At 66.8% G+C, this 17,766-nt stretch carries 14 protein-coding genes; 4 read left to right on the top strand and 10 right to left on the bottom strand.

Translation table 11 applies throughout. The features are described from left to right. Window positions 1-35 precede the first annotated feature (35 nt). The gene (locus NUW50_RS17855; RefSeq protein WP_258290522.1) at window positions 36-839 is read right to left on the bottom strand and encodes a DeoR/GlpR family DNA-binding transcription regulator; all 804 of its coding nucleotides are present in this window, start codon (window positions 837-839) and stop codon (window positions 36-38) included. A gap of 186 nt (window positions 840-1,025) precedes the next feature. Between NUW50_RS17855 and NUW50_RS17850 the strand changes: the two genes are divergently transcribed. Both NUW50_RS17850 and rhaI read left to right on the top strand, forming a co-directional pair. Further along, window positions 1,026-3,128: a bifunctional rhamnulose-1-phosphate aldolase/short-chain dehydrogenase gene (locus NUW50_RS17850; protein WP_258290521.1), complete on the top strand. Its 2,103-nt coding sequence runs from the start codon at window positions 1,026-1,028 to the stop codon at window positions 3,126-3,128. Window positions 3,129-3,151: 23 nt separating this feature from the next. After that, window positions 3,152-4,426, top strand: coding sequence for an L-rhamnose catabolism isomerase (rhaI, locus tag NUW50_RS17845; RefSeq protein ID WP_258290520.1), 1,275 nt, complete (start codon window positions 3,152-3,154; stop codon window positions 4,424-4,426). A gap of 19 nt (window positions 4,427-4,445) precedes the next feature. Here the strand turns inward: rhaI and NUW50_RS17840 are convergent, their stop codons facing one another. After that, window positions 4,446-5,387, bottom strand: a complete 942-nt coding sequence (locus NUW50_RS17840; RefSeq protein WP_258290519.1) for a 2-hydroxyacid dehydrogenase — start codon at window positions 5,385-5,387, stop codon at window positions 4,446-4,448. A gap of 203 nt (window positions 5,388-5,590) precedes the next feature. Here NUW50_RS17840 and NUW50_RS17835 point away from each other — a divergent pair, with 203 nt between their 5' ends. Then, window positions 5,591-5,977 (top strand): DUF302 domain-containing protein, encoded by a 387-nt coding sequence (locus NUW50_RS17835; protein ID WP_258290518.1) that lies wholly within the window; start codon window positions 5,591-5,593, stop codon window positions 5,975-5,977. A 10-nt stretch (window positions 5,978-5,987) separates the two neighbouring features. Here NUW50_RS17835 and NUW50_RS17830 read toward each other — a convergent pair whose 3' ends face one another. Beyond that, window positions 5,988-6,899: a choline/ethanolamine kinase family protein gene (locus tag NUW50_RS17830; RefSeq protein WP_258290517.1), complete on the bottom strand. Its 912-nt coding sequence runs from the start codon at window positions 6,897-6,899 to the stop codon at window positions 5,988-5,990. 94 nt (window positions 6,900-6,993) lie between these two features. On the opposite strand from NUW50_RS17830, the gene NUW50_RS17825 reads away from it, so the two are divergent. Further along, entirely contained in the window at window positions 6,994-7,656 is a 663-nt protein-coding gene (locus NUW50_RS17825; RefSeq protein WP_258290516.1) for a class I SAM-dependent DNA methyltransferase, read from the top strand. Window positions 7,657-7,665: 9 nt separating this feature from the next. Here the strand turns inward: NUW50_RS17825 and NUW50_RS17820 are convergent, their stop codons facing one another. The 7 genes from NUW50_RS17820 to NUW50_RS17790 all read right to left on the bottom strand — a co-directional run bounded on the left by NUW50_RS17820 (window position 7,666) and on the right by NUW50_RS17790 (window position 17,633). Then, on the bottom strand, window positions 7,666-10,104 hold the full coding sequence (locus NUW50_RS17820; RefSeq protein WP_258290515.1) for a GcvT family protein: 2,439 nt from the start codon (window positions 10,102-10,104) through the stop codon (window positions 7,666-7,668). After that, a complete protein-coding gene (locus NUW50_RS17815; protein WP_258290514.1) occupies window positions 10,101-10,979 on the bottom strand; it encodes a phosphotransferase in 879 nt (292 codons plus the stop codon). The genes NUW50_RS17820 and NUW50_RS17815 overlap by 4 nt, the downstream gene beginning before the upstream one ends. Next, window positions 10,976-12,991, bottom strand: coding sequence for an ABC transporter permease (locus NUW50_RS17810; protein WP_258290513.1), 2,016 nt, complete (start codon window positions 12,989-12,991; stop codon window positions 10,976-10,978). Before NUW50_RS17810 ends, NUW50_RS17815 begins: the two co-directional genes overlap by 4 nt. A 3-nt stretch (window positions 12,992-12,994) precedes the next feature. Next, window positions 12,995-14,023 carry a quaternary amine ABC transporter ATP-binding protein gene (locus NUW50_RS17805; RefSeq protein WP_258290512.1) on the bottom strand — a complete coding sequence of 343 codons (1,029 nt, stop codon included), beginning with the start codon at window positions 14,021-14,023 and terminating at the stop codon, window positions 12,995-12,997. 74 nt (window positions 14,024-14,097) lie between these two features. Next, the gene (locus tag NUW50_RS17800; RefSeq protein ID WP_258290511.1) at window positions 14,098-15,054 is read right to left on the bottom strand and encodes an ABC transporter substrate-binding protein; all 957 of its coding nucleotides are present in this window, start codon (window positions 15,052-15,054) and stop codon (window positions 14,098-14,100) included. Between the two features lie 208 nt (window positions 15,055-15,262). Beyond that, the gene (locus NUW50_RS17795) at window positions 15,263-16,114 is read right to left on the bottom strand and encodes a universal stress protein (protein WP_258290510.1); all 852 of its coding nucleotides are present in this window, start codon (window positions 16,112-16,114) and stop codon (window positions 15,263-15,265) included. A gap of 28 nt (window positions 16,115-16,142) precedes the next feature. Beyond that, complete coding sequence (locus tag NUW50_RS17790; protein WP_258290509.1) at window positions 16,143-17,633, bottom strand: SulP family inorganic anion transporter; 1,491 nt, start codon at window positions 17,631-17,633, stop codon at window positions 16,143-16,145. Between the last annotated feature and the right edge of the window lie 133 nt (window positions 17,634-17,766).

Genomic DNA, 17,766 nt, shown 5'->3' with positions numbered 1-17,766 from the left:
CTAACGTGTCGTTGCTTCGGGCCGTGCCGCGGGTTTCATGCCCTTTTCCCGGCCTTCGTCGCGGCGGCGACCGGGGCCACGATCAGCCGCACCCCCTCGCCTTCCAGCATCGCCGCGGTCTTGTCGGATATGCCTTCGTCGGTCACCAGAACGTCGATCCGGGCCAGCGGGCAGAGCACCAGGCTGGAGCGGTTCCTGAACTTGGAACTGTCGGCCAGCACCACCAGCTCGTCGGCCTGACCGATCAGCTTGGTCTCGGCCTGGATCAGCAGCGGATCGGCCTCCATAAGCCCGATCGCGCCGATGCCCTGCGCGCCCATGAACATCCGCCGGGCATAGAAATTGCGGGTCACGTCATTGTCGAAGGGCGACAGGATGATGTTCTGCTCGCGATAGATCGTGCCGCCCGACAGCATGATCGTGTTCTTCGAATTGCGCAGCAGATGTTCGGCGATCGGGAACGAGTTGGTGAAGACCTGCAGGCGGCGCGAGGCCAGCGGGTGCACCATCTGGAAGGTCGTGGTGCCGCCGTTGATGATGATCGGCTCGCCCTCCTCGCAAAGCTCGGCCGCGGCAAGGGCGATGGCGCGTTTCTGCGCGACATGGCTGGATTCGTTCAGCGCGAAGGGGCGCCCGGCCAGGCCGACGAATTGCGGCGGGTTGATCGATTCGGCGCCGCCGCGCACCCGGCGCAGCTTCTTCTTCAGGTGCAGGGCCGCGATGTCGCGCCGCACCGTCGCCTCGGAGGCGCCGGTCAACTGGCAGAGATCGGCGACCGTGGCCACCGGCCGGTCCTGGACCGCCGACAAGATCACGCCATGACGTTCGCTTTCGTGCATGAAAGCCCTCCACTTCCCCCGAAGCCTGCGGTGCGCTTCAATCATTGTCAATCATTAACGCTCACAAACCACAATTCTGCGATGCAGCATGATTGTTTTTGACTGGTCTTGATTGACTTTATCGGCTCCGACGCGCAGGCTCGGGACAACAGCCACATTCGCGCATGATGTCCGGGAGACCCCAAAATGTTGAAAACCGCGCCCAGTCCGCTGCTTGAAAGCCTGTGGGACGACGCCCGGACCGAGGCGATGAGCGAATCGGACCTGCTGCTCTATCGCTCGAACCTTCTGGGGTCGGACAAACGGATCACCAACTACGGCGGCGGCAACACCAGCGCCAAGGTGATGGAACGCGACCCGCTGTCGGGCGAGATGGTCGAGGTGCTCTGGGTCAAGGGATCGGGCGGCGATGTCGGCTCGATGAAGAAGGACGGGTTCGCGACGCTCTACATGGACAAACTGCGGGCGCTGAAGGGGCTGTATCGCGGCGTCGCCTTCGAGGACGAGATGGTCGGCCTGCTGCCGCATTGCACCTTCAACCTGAACCCGAGAGCGGCCAGCATCGACACGCCGCTGCACGCCTATGTGCCGCGCCGCCACGTCGATCACATGCATGCCGATGCGATCATCGCCATCGCGGCGGCCGAGAACGGCGAGGCGCTGACGCGGGAGATTTTCGGCGACCGGATCGGCTGGCTGCCCTGGAAGCGGCCCGGCTATGAGCTGGGCCTGTGGCTGGAACGGTTCTGCGAGGAGAACCCCGAGGCCGACGGGGTGATCCTGGGCAGTCACGGGCTGTTCACCTGGGCCGACGAGGCGAAACCCTGCTACGAGACGACGCTGGATGTCATCAACCAGGCGATCCGCTGGCTGGACGCCAGGACGGCGGGCAAGCCGGCCTTTGGCGGGGCGGCGGTGCAGAGCCTGTCCGCAGACCAGCGCCGGGCGGTGGCGGCGCGCCTGATGCCGGCAATCCGCGGAATGGTCAGCGGCCGACAGCACATGGTCGGGCATTTCGACGATCAGGAGGCGGTGCTGGACTTCGTCAACAGCGCCCAGATGCGGCCGCTGGCGGCCCTGGGCACCTCCTGCCCCGACCATTTCCTGCGCACGAAGATCCGCCCCCTGGTGGTGGAGTTCGACCCGGCGAAACCGGATGTGGACGCGGTCCTCGCCGCCCTGCCGGCGCAGGTCGAGGCCTATCGCAAGGACTACGTGGCCTATTACGAGCGCTGCAAGCACCCCGACAGCCCGGCGCTGCGCGATCCCAATGCGGTGGTCTGGCTGGTGCCCGGCGTGGGCATGATCACCTTCGCCAAGGACAAGGCGACGGCGCGGGTCTCGGGCGAATTCTATGTCAACGCGATCAACGTGATGCGCGGCGCCTCGGCGGTCTCGACCTATTGCGGCCTGCCCGAGCAGGAAGCCTTCGACATCGAATACTGGGCCCTGGAAGAGGCCAAGCTGCAACGCATGCCGAAGCCCCGGTCGCTGGCCGGGCGGGTGGCGCTGATCACCGGGGCCGCCGGGGGGATCGGCAGCGCGACGGCGGAACGCTATCTGGCCGAGGGCGCCTGCGTGGTGCTGGCCGATATCGTCGCGGATGCGCTGGAAGAGACCCGCGAGGGGCTGGCGGGCCGGTTCGGCGAAGATCAGGTCCGCGCCGTGACCATGGACGTGACCGATGAAGACGCGGTGGCCGCGGCCTATGCCAGCGCGGCGGTGGAGTTCGGCGGCGTCGACATCCTGGTCTCGAATGCCGGCATCGCCTCGTCGGCGCCGGTCGAGGACACGTCTCTGGAGATGTGGAACCGCAACATGGCAATTCTCTCGACCGGGTATTTCCTGGTCAGCCGCGAGGCCTTCAAGCTGATGAAGGTGCAGGGGCTGGGCGGCGCGGTGGTCTTTGTCGCCTCGAAGAACGGGCTGGCGGCCTCGCCCAATGCCAGCGCCTATTGCACCGCCAAGGCCAGCGAAATCCATCTGGCCCGCTGCCTGGCGCTGGAAGGGGCCGAGCATGGCATCCGGGTCAATGTGGTCAATCCCGACGCGGTGCTGCGCGGCAGCCGCATCTGGTCGGGCGAGTGGCTGGACCAGCGCGCCGCGACCTACAAGACCGACAAGGACGGGCTGGAAGAAATGTACCGCCAGCGCAGCCTGCTGAAACGCTCGGTCTACCCCGAGGACATCGCCGAGGCGGCCTATTTCCTCGCCTCGGAGCAATCGGCAAAATCGACCGGCAACATCATCAATGTCGATGCCGGCAATGTGCAGGCATTCACGCGCTGAGGCGCGGATGGGGGGAGAGGACCATGATCGGCGAAGACATCATCGAGGCGTCGAACGCCAGTCGCGAGGCGGCGCTGCGCGAGGATTACGACGCGCTAGGCGCCCATCTGGCCCGGCGCGGGATCGACATCGCGGAGATCGAGGCGCGGGTGGCGGCATTCGGCGTGGCGGTGCCCAGCTGGGGCGTCGGCACCGGCGGCACCCGCTTTGCCCGGTTCCCCGGCCCCGGCGAGCCGCGCGACATCTTCGACAAGCTCGACGATTGCGGGGTGATCCACGCGCTGACCGGCGCCACCCCGAAGGTCTCGCTGCATATCCCCTGGGACAAGGCCCCGGCCGCCGATCTTCTGGCCCGGGCCGAGGCGCTTGGCCTCGGCTTCGACGCGATGAATTCCAACACCTTCCAGGACAGCCCCGGCCAGCCGCTCAGCTACAAATACGGCTCGCTCAGCCATGCCGACAGGGCGGTGCGGGCGCAGGCGGTGGCGCATAACCTGGAATGCATCGAGATCGGCCGGGCCATCGGCTCGAAGGCGCTGACGGTCTGGGTAGGCGACGGGTCGAACTTCCCCGGCCAGACCGATTTCAGCCGCCAGTTCGACCGCTATCTCGACTCGGCGGCCGAAATCTACGCCGCCCTGCCCGACGACTGGCGGCTGTTCACCGAACACAAGATGTACGAGCCGGCCTTCTATTCGACGGTGGTGCAGGACTGGGGCACCAATTACATGATCGCGCAGACGCTGGGTGAGCGGGCCTTCTGCCTGGTCGATCTGGGCCACCATGCGCCGAACGTGAACATCGAGATGATCGTGGCGCGGCTGATCCGAGCCGGCAAGCTGGGCGGCTTCCATTTCAACGATTCGAAATACGGCGACGACGATCTGGATGCCGGGTCGATCGACCCGTTCCGGCTGTTCCTGGTGTTCAACGAACTGGTCGGGGCCGAGGCGACCCCCGGCTTCGATCCGGCGCATATGCTGGACCAGAGCCACAATGTCACCGATCCGATCGAGAGCCTGATGCTCTCGGCCTGCGAGGTGCAGCGTGCCTACGCCCAGGCGTTGCTGGTCGACCGGGCGGCGCTGGAAGGGTTTCAGGACGCCAATGACGCGCTGATGGCGACCGGGGTGCTGAAGGCGGCGTTCCGGACCGATGTCGAACCGATCCTGGCGATGGCACGGCTGCGCAAGGGGGCAGCCGTCGACCCGGTGGCGGCCTATCGCGCCTCGGGCTACCGGACCCGGGTCGCCGGGGAGCGCCCGGCGGTGGAAGGCGGCAGCGGCGGCATCGTCTGACCCCGCCGCGCCCGTGGCATCAGTTGACCGGCGAGATCAGCGGCTTGCCGGCGAAATAGGCCGCCAGGTTGTCCACGACCATCTGCGCCATCGCGTTGCGGGTCTCGACCGTGGCCGAGCCGGCATGCGGCAGCAGGGTGACGTTCGGCAGGCCGGTCAGGGCCGGATCGGGATCGGGCTCGGAGGCGAAGACATCCAGCCCGGCACAGGCAATGGTGCCATCCTTCAGAGCCGCGATCAGCGCCGCCTCGTCGACCACCGAGCCGCGCGCCACGTTGACGAAACAGCCCTTGGGGCCGAGGGCCGCCAGCACCTTCGCGTCGATGATATGCCGGGTCGCGTCGCCGCCGGGCAGGATCGCGATCAGCACATCGGCCCAGTCGGCCAGCGCCAGCAGGTCGGGCTGATAGTCATGCGCCACGTCCGGCTTGGGGCTGCGGCTGTGGTAGGCGATGTTCATCCGCATCGCCGAAGCCCGGGCCGCGATCGTGCGGCCGATGGCACCCATGCCGATGATCCCCAGGTTCTTGCCCGTGGCCGAAGTCTGCAACGGAAACGGTCCCTTCCTGGCCCAATCGCCCGAGCGGGTATAGGCATGCGCATCGACCAGCTTGCGCAGCGACGCCAGCATCAGCAGGATCGCGGTATCTGCCACGTCGTCGGCCAGCGCCGGCGAGGTGGTCGTCAGCACCGCGCCATGCGCCTTGAGCGCCGCGGCGTCGATGTATTCGTAGCCCGCCGAAACGCAGCTGACGATCTTGAGCCGCGGCAGATGCTCCAGCATCTCGGCGCTCAGCAGCTGGTGCCCGCTGGTGGCGATGGCTTCACATTTCGGCCCATGCTCGGCGAGGAACGCCGGCTTGTCTTCGGCCTTGTCGTAACGGTGCAACGTGTAGGCGGCTTCCAGCTGTGCCAGTTGCGGCGCGGCCGGCGCGGACATCACCAGGACATCGGGCTTCATCGGGAGCTCTCCAGTTGTTTTGCGGGCAAGGATCTGCGCGAACCTGCATCAGAAAGCGGCGCGGTGCAAACCGGTCCCCGCCCGGGCTGACCCAGCGTCACGGTGACATGGATCAAGGCCGCGGTTGCAGCGCTTCCGTTAGACACCATATCAGCGTCGGGCAGTGCATCTCTCTGCCCCATTTCAAGAAAGGCAGCGATCCGATGAGCTATACGATCGACAGGACCCTCGCCGGGACCGGCATCGACGAGGCCGAGAGCCGGACCCGCGCCGCCCTTGCCGACAAGGGCTTTGGCGTGCTGACGGAAATCGACGTCCAGGCGGTGATGAAGGCCAGGCTGGGCGCCGAGCTGGACGGCTACCGGATTCTCGGAGCCTGCAACCCCAAGCTGGCCTATGGCGCGATCCAGACCGAACCGCGGGTCGGCGCCATGCTGCCCTGCAACGTCATCCTGCGGCAGATCGGCGCCGACACCGAGGTCTCGGCGGTCGATCCGGTGGCCTCGATGGCCTCGATCCCGAATCCCGAGCTGCTGAAGCTGGCCGAACAGGTCCGCGACATGCTGGCCGAGGCGGTCGCGGCGATCTGAACGCCGCGGCTCAGCCCGGGCCGCGCCGGATCGCGGCCAGATGGCGGGCGAAGTCCGGCTGCCCCATCAGCGCCTTGCAGCGGGCGAAACGGTTGTCGGCATAGGCCCGGAAATCCTCGGCCGGGTTGCCGTCGGCCAGCTGGATCAGCCCCCAGAGGGTCCAGAGCAGGTCGCACATCGCCTTGTAGATCACCATCCGGCCCAGATCATGCGGTGTCGGCTCGCCACCGAAATAGGCGGTGAGCATCTCGGCCTCCAGCGCCGCGTCGAACTCGGCCTCGACCGAGAGATCGCCCAGATCCCACATCGGATCGTTCATCCCGGAATATTCCCAGTCGACGATCCACATCCGCTCTCCGGTATCGAGGAAATTCTCGCAGAGGGGATCGCAATGGCAGGGCGCCAGCGGCAGCGGATGCGCGGCCAGCGCCTCGCGGATCGCCGACGCCTCGGCCACCACGTCATGGTAGCCCTCGGGCAGCGCGACATCCTTGGTCGCCAGCAGCGAGAGATAGTCGTCGATCATCGCGAAGAGTTCGAAACGGAACGCGAAGCTGGCGCCGGACCGGTGCAACTGGCGAAAGGCCTCTCCGGCCCGGGCCGCGGCGCCGGGGCGCTGCCGGAATCCCTCGGGCGTCATGGTCACGGCCCCATCGACGAAGCGTGTCGCCATCAATCCCGTGGCCGGGTCGGCATGCAGGACTTCCGGGCTGACCCCGGCCAGCGCGGCCAGCCTTGCCGCCACGGCTTCGTTGGCGCGGTCGATATAGGTCTCGGTCCCGGCCCCGGGCAGGCGCAGCACGACATCCCCGGCGCGATAGACCAGATTGGTCAGCCCCCCCATCCGCTCGAGCGGACCATCGTAGCCGGACAGGGCCTCGATCTGCTTCATTGCTGCGCGGGCTGTCTCAACTTCACTCATCCGGACCCTCTTCTGGCTGTTGTCTCACGCCAAGGTTTCACAATTCCACCGGCATGGCTATGTTCCGCGCAACCGAAGCAAGGCCGAGGACAGAATGGGCGATACCGCAGACAAGACGCAGCAGGACGGCGATCAGCACGAGGGACATCTGGGGGCGGTCTATGCCGCCAGCTCGCCGGAAGAAGTCGCCAAGCGCTATGACGCCTGGGCCGAGACCTATGACGGCTACATGGCCAGTGCGGGCTATCGGCACCCCTCGGTCTGCCTGGCGTTGCTGACCCGGCATCTCCCGAAGGGCGAAGGGCCGGTGCTGGACGCGGGGGCCGGGACCGGGCTGGTCGGCGAGTGGCTGGGGATCGTCGGCTATCCGCAGGCGGTGGCGCTGGACCTGTCCGAGGGGATGCTGGCTGTGGCGGCGCGCAAGGGTGTCTATGCCTCTCTGCATCGCGCCGCCCTGGGCGGGCCGCTGCCCTTTACCGACGGGGAATTCGCGGCGGTGGTGTCAACCGGGGTCTTCACCACCGGCCATGTCGGCGGCGAGGCGCTGGACGAGTTGGCGCGGGTGACGCGGCCCGGCGGGGTCATGGCGATCACCGTGAAGGACACGGTCTGGGACGGCGGGTTCTCGGCCAAGGTGGCCGAGATGCAAGCCGCCGGCGTGCTGCGCCTGATCGAGGAGACCGCCCCCTATGTCTCGATGCCGGGTGAGGAGGGAACCTCTCCCGGGCGGGGGATCGTGCTGCAGCTGGCCGGATAGCGCCGCGGCCTAGGATTTCACCTTCAGGTTCTCGGGGTCGTAGAACGGGCGCAGGCTCAGCCTTGCAGGCAGGGTCTCGCCCGCGACCACCAGCGCATATTCTCCCGAGTTCAGCCAATCGGTGCTGACCCCTTCCGGGTTGCGCACATAGCCATAGCCGATCGGGCTCTGCACGCTATAGCCATAGCCACCCGAGGTCAGATAGCCGACTTCGGCGCCGTCGCGCAGGATCGTCTCGCGGCCCAGCAGCACGGCCTCGGGGTCGTCCAGGACAAAGCCGGCGAAGCGCTTGGCCAGCGGTTTCCCCGCGGCCGCCTCCAGCGCGGCGCGGCCCAGAAACGGCGTCTCGCGGCGCAGTTTGACCGCCCAGCCAAGGCCCGCCTCCTGCGGCGTGTCGCCGGGCGTGATGTCGGATGACCAGGCCCGATAGCCCTTTTCCAGCCGCAGGCTTTCCAGCGCCCGATAGCCGACCGGCCGGATGCCATGGGCCTCTCCCGCCTGCATCAGCGCGTCGTAGACCCTTGCGGTATCGGCAATCGGCATATGCAGCTCCCAGCCCAGCTCGCCGACATAGGTGACGCGCAGGGCCCGCAGGCGTGATCCGGCAATCGTAAGCTCCCTGATATGGCCGAAGGGGAAGCCCTCGTTGCTGACATCGGCATCGGTCACCTGCTCCAGGACGCGCCGCGCCTCGGGCCCCATCAGCGACAGCGTGCCCCAGTCCTCGGTCACGTCGAGCAGCTGCGCCTCTCCCTCTGGCATGTGGTCGCGGATCCAGCCGGCGTCATGGCTGCGGAAGCCGGTGCCGGTGACGATATAGAAGCGATCCTCGGACAGGCGCGCCACGGTCAGATCGCACTCGATCCCGCCACGGGCGTTCAGCATCTGGGTATAGGTCAGCCGCCCCGGCGGCTTCGAGACATCCCCGGCGCAGAGCCAGTCCAGCGCCTTGCCGGCATCCTTGCCGGTCAGTTCGTATTTCGAGAAGGACGACTGGTCGAAAACCCCGACCGCCTGCCGCACATGGGCATGTTCCTCGCCTACCGCATCGAACCAGTTCTGCCGCCCCATCGAGGGGATATCCACCGGCTCGACACCCGGCGGGGCGAACCAGTTCGCCCTTTCCCAGCCGAATTTCGACCCGAAGACGGCGCCCTGTGCCTTCAGCCGGTCGTAGAGCGGCGAGGTCAGGCGCGGCCGGCCCGAGGTGTATTCCTCATGCGGAAAGCCGATCGCGTAATGCTTGCCATAGGCTTCCAGCGTGCGGTCGCGGACATAGTCGCGGTCGCGATGCATCTCGCCGAAACGCCGGATGTCCACCACCCAGAGGTCCATCGGCGCCTGTCCGGTCATCGCCCATTCCGCCAGCACCCAGCCGGCACCGCCGCCGCTGGCGATGCCGAAGGCGTTGAACCCTGCGCCGACGAACATGTTGGCGCATTCCGGTGCCGGACCGAGGATGAAATTGCCGTCCGGGGTGAAGCTTTCCGAGCCGTTGATCATCTGCTTGACGCCGGTTTCCGCCAGCGCCGGGACGCGGGCGACGGCCTGTTCCAGATGCTGGCCGAAATGGTCGTAGTCGTCATCGAACAGAGCGAATTCCCAGTCGTCGGGAATGTCGCCGGTGGTCCATGGCTGCGGGTTCGGCTCGTAGCCGCCCATGACCAGCCCGCCGACCTCTTCCTTGAAATAGGTGCGCCGGTCCGGGTCGCGCAGGGTCGGCGCGTCGGCGGCCAGCCCCTCGATCCGGTCGGTGACGATGTACTGGTGCTTGACTGGTTGCAGCGGCACGTTGATCCCGGCCATGGCGCCGACCTGCCGCGCCCATTGGCCGGCGCAGTTGACCACGGTTTCGCAGGCGATCTCGCCGCCCGTGGTCTTGACCGAGGTGATCCGCCCGTCCCGCATCCCGAAGCCGGTAACCCGGACCCCTTCGTGAATCTTCGCGCCATGCATCCGGGCGCCCTTGGCAAGCGACTGGGTGATATCGGCCGGACTCGCCTGACCATCAGTCGGCAACCAACTTGCGCCAATCAGGTCGCTTACATCCATCAGCGGCCACATACGTTTGACTTCTTCCGGCGAGATCAGGTGCATGTCCATCCCGAAGCTCCGCGCGGTCGTGGCCAGGCGCCGGTATTCGATCCACCGATCCTCGTTGGTGGCCAGCCGCAGGCAGCCGGTCATCTTCCAGCCGGTTTCGAGCCCGGTCTCCTCGGCCAGGGTCCGGTAGAGTTCGACCGAGTATTTCAGCACCCGGGTGATCGAGGCCGAAGAGCGAAGCTGCCCGACCAGCCCGGCGGCGTGCCAGGTCGAGCCGGATGTCAGCCGACCCTGCTCGAGCAGCACGACATCGGCCTTGTGGTCGCGGGCCAGATGGTAGGCGGTCGAGCATCCGATGATGCCGCCGCCGATCACCACAACTTGTGCTTTGTCCGGAAGGGTCATGTCCTGGGCTTTCCATATAGAGTGCGATATCGCGCGAGCGCGGTCTCGAAACGGGTCTTGTTCTCGGCAGCATAGGCCGCGAAATCGACGCCTTCGGTCGCCAGATGCAGGCCCGAGACATGGGCCCAGAGCATCTCGCGCAGCAGCGAGGCGCATTGCATCGCGTCAAAGGCCCGGCGCAGGGCGGCATCGGGCGCGGCGCCGAAATAGGCGCTCAGAAACCGCCCGGACTGGTCTTCCGTCATCCCGGAATTCGACGCCGCGCCGGCCAGGTCGAACATCGCGGTGCCGAAGCCGGCATATTCGAAGTCGATCAGCCAGAGCCGCTGCCCGTCGTCGAGGATGTTGGCCGGCAACAGGTCATGATGGCCGAAGACGATCGGCAGCGGCACCTGGGCGGCCTCCATCTCTTCGGCGATCTCCAGATAGGCGGGAAGCTGCGGCGCCACCGGGGCCGAGGCGAGGTTGCGGGCATAGTCGCGGATGACGTGGAACACCCAGAAGCAATACCCCTCGCCCGAGACATGGGCCGACATCCTGCGGTGGAACTCGGACAGCAGCGCCGCCAGCCGTTCGGGCGCGGCTGTGACATCGGCCTCGGTCCAGGTCCGGGCTTCGAGGAAGGCCGTCACCATCACCCCGGGTTCGGCATAGGTCACCGCCGGACCAAAGCCCGCTTCGGCGGCGGCGCGGGCCGCCATCAGTTCGCGGCTGCGCGAGACATGGTGGAACGGGTAGTCCTCGCCGAACCGCACGACATGGGCACCGGCACCGTCGGTGACCTTCCAGATCTCGTTCGACAGCCCGCCGCTGAGCCGTTCGGCCCGAATGTCCCCCTGCCAGCAGGGCAATGCACGCAGGCGTTCGGGGATCATTCCTGCACCTCTGCCAGACCAAGCCGGGCCCGTGCGTTGCGGGCGCCGGCGTGGAGCATCCGGTCGGCGATGATCGCGATGCAGGCCACCGCCAGGCCGGCGACAAGGCCGCGCCCCGGATCGGCCTTGGTCAGCGCGATATAGACCTCCTGCCCCAGGTCGCGGGTGCCGACCAGCGCGGTGATCACCAGCATCGACAGCGCGAACATGACGGTCTGGTTGAGCCCCAGAAGGATCTCGGGCAGCGCCAGCCGCAGCTTGATCCGGGTCAGCATCTGCGATCTCGTGCAGCCCATTGCCCGGCCGGCCTCGATCAGCCGCGGATCGACGCCGCGCAGGCCGAGCGCGGTGTAACGGATCGCCGGCGCCACGGCGAAAGCCACCACGGCAATCATCGCGGTGAAGTCACCGACCCGGAACAGCATCACGGCGGGCATCAGATAGACGAAGCTCGGAAGTGTCTGCAGCGTGTCGATCACCACCTGCACCCACCTCCAGAGTCCGGCCTTCTCGGCCGCCGCGATTCCGACCGGAACGCCGATCAGCATCGCGATCATTGTCGAGATGCCGCAGAGATAGACCGTCGTCATGGCCTTTTCCCACTGGCCGGTGGCGGCGATGAACAGCGCCAGAAACGCGGTCAGCACCGCCAGCCGCCAGCCGCCCAGGCGCCAGCCCGCGAAGGCCAGCAACGCCACCACCCCGGCCCAGGGCAAGGACAGCAGGAACCGCTTGAACGGGATCAGGAGGTTCAGCAGAAGCGCGTTCTTGATCGCCTCCAGCGTGTCGAAATAGTTGACGTTGATCCATTTGACGACGTTGGACCAGAAGGTGCCGGTCGAGATCTCCAGCGTCTTGGGGTAGCTCTGCACTGCCGGCACGACCAGCCCCAGCAGCGCCGCAAGCGCCACCGTGGCCAGCGCCGCCAGAAGGTAGGGATGCCGATGCGCCCAGCTGCCCTGCACCGGCTGGCCCCAGCTCTTGCGGGCGAAGGCCTGGCTGAGCTGGTCCAGCACCAGCGCCAGCGCGACGATGGCGAAGCCGGCCTCGAGCCCGGCCCCGAAATCCAGCTTGCGCAGCGCCGCCAGCACGTCGAACCCCAGCCCGCCGGCGCCGATCATCGAGGCGATGATGACCATGTTCAGCGACAGCATGATGACCTGGTTGACCCCGACCATCAGCGGATCGCGGGCCGAGGGCACAAGCACCTTCCAGGTCAGCTGGCGCCGGGTGCAGCCGACCATCTGGCCCAGATCGTGCAGTTCCGACGGCACCCGGCGCAGCGCCAGCAGGGTGATCCTGGTCATCGGCGGCATCGCATAGATCAGTGTCGCCACGATCGCCGCCGTCGGTCCGAAGCCGAACAGGATCAACACCGGCACCAGATAGGCAAAGACCGGGATCGTCTGCATCAGGTCGAGGATCGGCCGCAGGACCCGCTCGACCCAGAGCCAGCGATAGGCGGCGATGCCCAGCAACAGGCCGCCGACAACGCCCAGCGGCACCGCGACCAGGATCGAGGCCAGCGTGACCATGGCGCTGGTCCACTGGCCGAAGACGGCCACGAAGCCGAGGCAGCCGACCACCAGCGCCGCCAGCCGGACGCCGCCCGCCCGATGCCCGATCAGCGCAAAGACCGCGATCACCGCCAGCCAGGACAATGGCGGAAGGATCTGCGTTGCGGTCGAGCCCTGGCCCTCGAGAAAGCCGGTCGACAGAAGGCTGAGCGCGACCTGATAGGGAACCTCGATCACCGCCGCGATGAAACGGGTCGCCTGCTCGAAGGTGAACAGGCCGAAGGTGGCGTCGTTCAGCAGCCATTTCATCGCCTGGCTGATCCAGCGCGCCACCGGCACGGTCCAGGCGCGGGGATAGTCGAAGGCCCAGGGCGCCAGCCCGGCGCCGTGTTTCCAGAACAGCCAGAAGAGCCCTAGCGCGGCGATCCAGAGGACCACCGAGACCTGACGGAACTTCGGGGCGGGTGCCTGCGTGGCGGGGCTGAGACTGGCCATCGCTCAGCCTTCCAGCATCAGCCGGATCACGGCGTCGCGGCGCAGCACGCCCAGCTTCGCGCCATCCGGGCCGGTGACCTGAAGCGCCTCGGCGCCCTGCAGAAAGGCGGGCGCCGCCTCGGCCACCGTGGCGCTGCCGGCCACCTCTGCCAGATCGGCGCCGCCGGCACCGGGTTCCATCGCGGAGGTCACCCGCATCACCTTGGCGCGCGGCACGGCGCGGGAGAACTCGCGGACATAATCGGTGGCCGGGTTCAGCACCACCTGCTCGGGCGTGTCGCATTGCACGATCTCGCCGTCCTTCATGATCGCGATCCGGTCGGCCAGACGGATCGCCTCGTCGAAGTCATGGGTGATGAACACGATGGTCTTCTTCAGCACCTGCTGCAGGCGCATCAGCTCGTCCTGCATTTCGCGGCGGATCAGCGGATCGAGCGCCGAGAAGGGTTCGTCCAGGAACCAGAGTTCCGGCTCCACCGCCAGGCTGCGGGCAATGCCGACACGTTGCTGCTGGCCGCCCGACAGCTGCCGCGGCATCGCGTCCTCGCGGCCCGCCAACCCGACCAGTTCGACCATGGCGCTTGCACGTTTCAGCCGTTCGGCGCGGTTCAGCCCCTGCACCGCCAGCGGAAAGGCGACGTTGTCGAGCACGCTCAGATGCGGCAGCAGCGCGAAATGCTGGAACACCATGCCCATCCGGTGCCGCCGGATCCGGGTCATCTCGGATTTCGAGATCGCCAGCAGGTTCTGCCCGTCGAGCAGCACTTCGCCCGAGGTCGGCTCGATCAGCCGCGACATCAGCCGGACCAGGGTGGACTTGCCCGAGCCCGACAGGCCCATGATGACGAAGACCTCGCCCGGCTGCACCGCCAGATCGACGGACCGGACCGCGGCCACCAGCCCGGCCTCGGCCAGGTCCCGGGCCGAGACCTCGCTGCCGAGGCGGTCGAGCGCCTCGGGGGCGCGGGCTCCGAAGAGTTTCCAGAGATTGCGACAGACGAGCTTGGCCTGCGGTGCCGCTTGGTCGGACATGGAATTCCTGATCGTAGAGACATGCGCCGCCCGGCATCCGGGCAGCGCCTTTCATGGGTGAGCCGTCGGGCCGGTTACTGGCCGATCCAGGCCTTCCAGCGGGTTTCGTTGGCCGCCATCCACTCGGCCGTGACCTCTTCGACGGTCTTGCCCTCGAGATCGACCTCGGTGATCATCTTGCCCATCTCGTCGTTCTCGATATGGAACGCCTTGATCGCGGCATAGGCGCCCGGCCACTTGTCCTTGACGCCGACCCAGCCGACCTTCCAGATTTCGCCGAAGGGCTTGCCGCAGTCATAGGCCATGTCCGGGTTCACGCCGACCGACGGGTCGTTGTAGCACTCGGGGGAATAGGTCGGAAACTCGACCCATTCGCCTTCATACTTGGCCGGAGCCCAGTGCGGCGCGTAGATCCAGAGCATGATCGGCGCCTGACGCTGATAGGCGCTCTCCAGCTCGGCGAACAGCGCCGCGTCGGTGCCGGCATGGATCACCTCGAACGGCAGGTCCAGCGCCTCGACACGTTCGTCATCGAACCCGCCCCAGGTCACCGGGCCGCCCAGATAGCGGCCTTTCGGGGCCGTTTCGGCGGTCGAGAAGGCCTCGGCACAAGCCGGTTCCAGCAGCGCGTGCCAATCGGGCAGGCCGGGGCATTTGTCCTTCATGTAGAGCGGATACCACCACTCTTCCTTGGCCTTCATCCCGGTCGGGCCGAAGTTCTCGACATTGCCGGTGGCGATGGCGGCATCCATCGCCTCGCGGCCGGTGGTTTCCCACATCTCCATCGCCACATCGAGATCGCCGGTTTCCAGACCCGCGAACTGCGCCAGGTAGTCGGCCTGAACGTATTCCACGTTGTTGCCGGCGGCTTTCAGGACTTCACCCATGATATTGGTGGTGATGAGCTGGCCGGTCCAGTCGTGCAGCGTCAGCTTGATCGGGTCGGGCGAATCCTCGGCCAGCGCAGGCAGCGCCATGGCCAGGGCCGCGCCGGTCAGGGCGAGGCGTCCAAAAGATTTGAATGATGTCATTACAAGCTCCCTAGGCAGTTTCGGTGCCGGACCGAGGACGGTGCGCCATAGCGACGCCCGAGAGCTTTTTGCCCCGATCCCCCTGGCCCTTGGCGCCGAATAACACGCGGCTGAAGCCCCGGTGTCAATTGCGTTGCGTGCCGTGCCATACCCAAGCGGCTGATTTCGGGGGAAATTTGTGCAAACATCCGTTACCGGAAATCCGCCCCTAGCGCAGCAGCACCACCGGAACCTTGCAGGATCGCACCATTTCGGTCGTGGTCGAACCGATGATCAGGCTGCGCACCCGGCTGTGACCGTAGGCGCCCATCACCAGCATGTCGAAATGCTCGGCCTCGACCATCGCGCCCAAGGCCTTGTCGGGCTGCCCCTGGACCTGCAGGGTCTCTGCCTCCAGCCCGGCCGCGCGCAACCGTTCGCCTGCCGACTCGAGACCGGCCAGCACCTCGGCCCCGCCGCCGACCGTCACCAGCCGAACCGGCAGCCCGGCATAGATCGGCGACGTGGCCACATGGTCGATGATCCGCGCGGCCGAGGCGCCGCCGTCATAGGCGATCAGCACCTTGGCGATCGGCCGGAAGGCGCGCGAGGCGACCACCACCGGCCGATGGCTGGCCCGCACGATCCGTTCGAGATTCGACCCGAGATGGCCATGCGCGAAATCCGCCGCTGCGCCGCGCTTGCCGATCACGATCAGGCTGGCCGCACCTTCCTGCGCCGCGACCTCCTCGATCAGGTCGCCATGGCGAAGCCGCGTTGTGACGCCTTCCAGCCCGGATTTCTCGATCAGCGCCCTTGCGTCGTCCAGGATCGCCCGGCCCCGCTCGGCCACCAGTTTCGAGCGTTCCTCGTCCAGCGTCGCCAGTTTTTCCAGGATGCTCGACCGGGCGCCCAGGCCCACTGCGCCGGAAAGGTCCTTTTCCCCCGGGGCCTCGCGCCGCCCGAGAACATGCAGCAGTTCGACCGGGGCGCCGAGGCGTCCGGCCAGCCAGGCCGCATGATCGCAGACCGAGGCCGCATAGATCGAGCCGTCCACCAGTGCCAGTATCTTGTCCATCACCGCTCTCCCCCATCTGTCCCCAGCATGGTCAATGCGCCACCAGTTTGTCCATCGCCCCGGGCTTGTCGTGTATCGCCAGCCGGTCCACGATGGTCTCCGACGCCTCGTTCATCCCGACGATCCGCACCTCGGCCCCGTCGCGGCGGAACTTCAGCACCGCCATGTCCAGCGCCTGCACCGAGGAGATGTCCCAGATATGCGCCTCGGACACGTCGATGGTGACCCTGTCCAGCGCCTCGCGGAAATCGAAGGCCTTCATGAAGTCCTCGACCGAGGCATAGAACAGCTGCCCCTCGATCCGATAGGTCCGCTCGCGCCCATCGGCCGAGGCGGTGGAAGTGACCCGGAACAGCTGCGCGATCTTGCCGGCGAAGAAGATGCCCGAGAGCAGCACCCCGACCACGACCCCGATCGCCAGGTTGTGGGTCCAGACCACGAAGGCGACCGTGGCCAGCATCACGATCGAGGAACTGGTCGGATGCAGCCGCAGCGCCTTGATCGAGGACCAGGAAAAGGTGCCGATCGAGACCATGATCATGATCGCGACCAGCGCCGCCATCGGAATCCTCGACACCAGATCGCCCAGCACCACGACCATGAAGAGCAGCACGACGCCGGCGGTGAAACAGGACAACCGCCCGCGGCCGCCGGACTTCACGTTGATCATCGACTGGCCGATCATCGCGCAGCCCGCCATGCCGCCGATGAAGCCGGTGCAGGTGTTGGCGATGCCCTGGCCGATGCATTCCTGATTGCGGTCCGAGGTGGTGTCGGTCAGCTCATCGACCAGATTCTGCGTCATCAGGCTTTCCAGAAGGCCCACGACCGCGACGGCCAGCGCATAGGGGAAGATGATCCGCAGGGTGTCGAAATTCAGCGGAATGTCGGGGATCAGGAAGACCGGGAAGGAATCCGGCAGCTCGCCCATGTCGCCGACGGTACGGACGTCCCAGCCGAAGACGAAGGTCAGCGAGGTCAGCACGACGATCGTCACCAGCGGCGAGGGCACGGCGCGGGTCAACAGCGGGAACAGGTAGATGATCGCCAGACCAGCCGCGACCAGCACATAGGTGAACCAGGGCACGAGACGCGGATCAAGCTCGGGCACCTGGGCCAGAAAGATCAGGATCGCCAGAGCGTTGACGAAGCCGGTCATCACCGATTTCGAGACGAAGCGCATGACATGGCCCAGCCGCATCAGCCCGGCGCCGATCTGCAGAAGCCCGGCCAGGACCGTGGTGGCCAGCAGGTATTGCAGCCCGTGGTCGCGGACCAGGGTCACCATCAGCACCGCCGTGGCGGCGGTCGCGGCCGAGATCATCGCGGGGCGGCCACCGGTGATCGCGGTGATGACCGCGATCGAGAAACTGGCATAGAGCCCGACCTTGGGATCGACCCCCGCGATGATCGAAAAGGCGATTGCCTCGGGGATCAGCGCCAGTGCCACGACGAGGCCCGACATGAGGTCACCGCGAATATTGCCCAGCCATTGGCTGCGCAGCGCGTCCAGTGAGATCATCCGAAAATCCATTCCCGGTCGAAGCGGCGGCCCCTGCCTGCTACGATCCCGGCTGTTTCATGCGTTGCAACATGCGCCACAGGCCCGCCGGTGCAAACAGAGTTCCCTGCCCGGCATGGCGCGCCGGTCCTGT

Origin of the sequence: Frigidibacter sp. ROC022, from assembly GCF_024723735.1 — a bacterium.
In the GTDB taxonomy this organism is placed as follows: domain Bacteria; phylum Pseudomonadota; class Alphaproteobacteria; order Rhodobacterales; family Rhodobacteraceae; genus SLM-1.
The sequence above is the reverse complement of the archived record's forward strand: the minus strand, read 5'-3'. Positions and strand labels throughout refer to the sequence as shown.

What these genes read in the sequence shown, in the direction of transcription:
- NUW50_RS17855 (WP_258290522.1), bottom strand. Translation starts at nt 839, where the DNA reads ATGCACGAAAGCGAACGTCATGGCGTGATCTTGTCGGCGGTCCAGGAC.
- NUW50_RS17850 (WP_258290521.1), top strand. Translation starts at nt 1,026, where the DNA reads ATGTTGAAAACCGCGCCCAGTCCGCTGCTTGAAAGCCTGTGGGACGAC.
- rhaI (WP_258290520.1), top strand. Translation starts at nt 3,152, where the DNA reads ATGATCGGCGAAGACATCATCGAGGCGTCGAACGCCAGTCGCGAGGCG.
- NUW50_RS17840 (WP_258290519.1), bottom strand. Translation starts at nt 5,387, where the DNA reads ATGAAGCCCGATGTCCTGGTGATGTCCGCGCCGGCCGCGCCGCAACTG.
- NUW50_RS17835 (WP_258290518.1), top strand. Translation starts at nt 5,591, where the DNA reads ATGAGCTATACGATCGACAGGACCCTCGCCGGGACCGGCATCGACGAG.
- NUW50_RS17830 (WP_258290517.1), bottom strand. Translation starts at nt 6,899, where the DNA reads ATGAGTGAAGTTGAGACAGCCCGCGCAGCAATGAAGCAGATCGAGGCC.
- NUW50_RS17825 (WP_258290516.1), top strand. Translation starts at nt 6,994, where the DNA reads ATGGGCGATACCGCAGACAAGACGCAGCAGGACGGCGATCAGCACGAG.
- NUW50_RS17820 (WP_258290515.1), bottom strand. Translation starts at nt 10,104, where the DNA reads ATGACCCTTCCGGACAAAGCACAAGTTGTGGTGATCGGCGGCGGCATC.
- NUW50_RS17815 (WP_258290514.1), bottom strand. Translation starts at nt 10,979, where the DNA reads ATGATCCCCGAACGCCTGCGTGCATTGCCCTGCTGGCAGGGGGACATT.
- NUW50_RS17810 (WP_258290513.1), bottom strand. Translation starts at nt 12,991, where the DNA reads ATGGCCAGTCTCAGCCCCGCCACGCAGGCACCCGCCCCGAAGTTCCGT.
- NUW50_RS17805 (WP_258290512.1), bottom strand. Translation starts at nt 14,023, where the DNA reads ATGTCCGACCAAGCGGCACCGCAGGCCAAGCTCGTCTGTCGCAATCTC.
- NUW50_RS17800 (WP_258290511.1), bottom strand. Translation starts at nt 15,054, where the DNA reads ATGACATCATTCAAATCTTTTGGACGCCTCGCCCTGACCGGCGCGGCC.
- NUW50_RS17790 (WP_258290509.1), bottom strand. Translation starts at nt 17,633, where the DNA reads ATGATCTCACTGGACGCGCTGCGCAGCCAATGGCTGGGCAATATTCGC.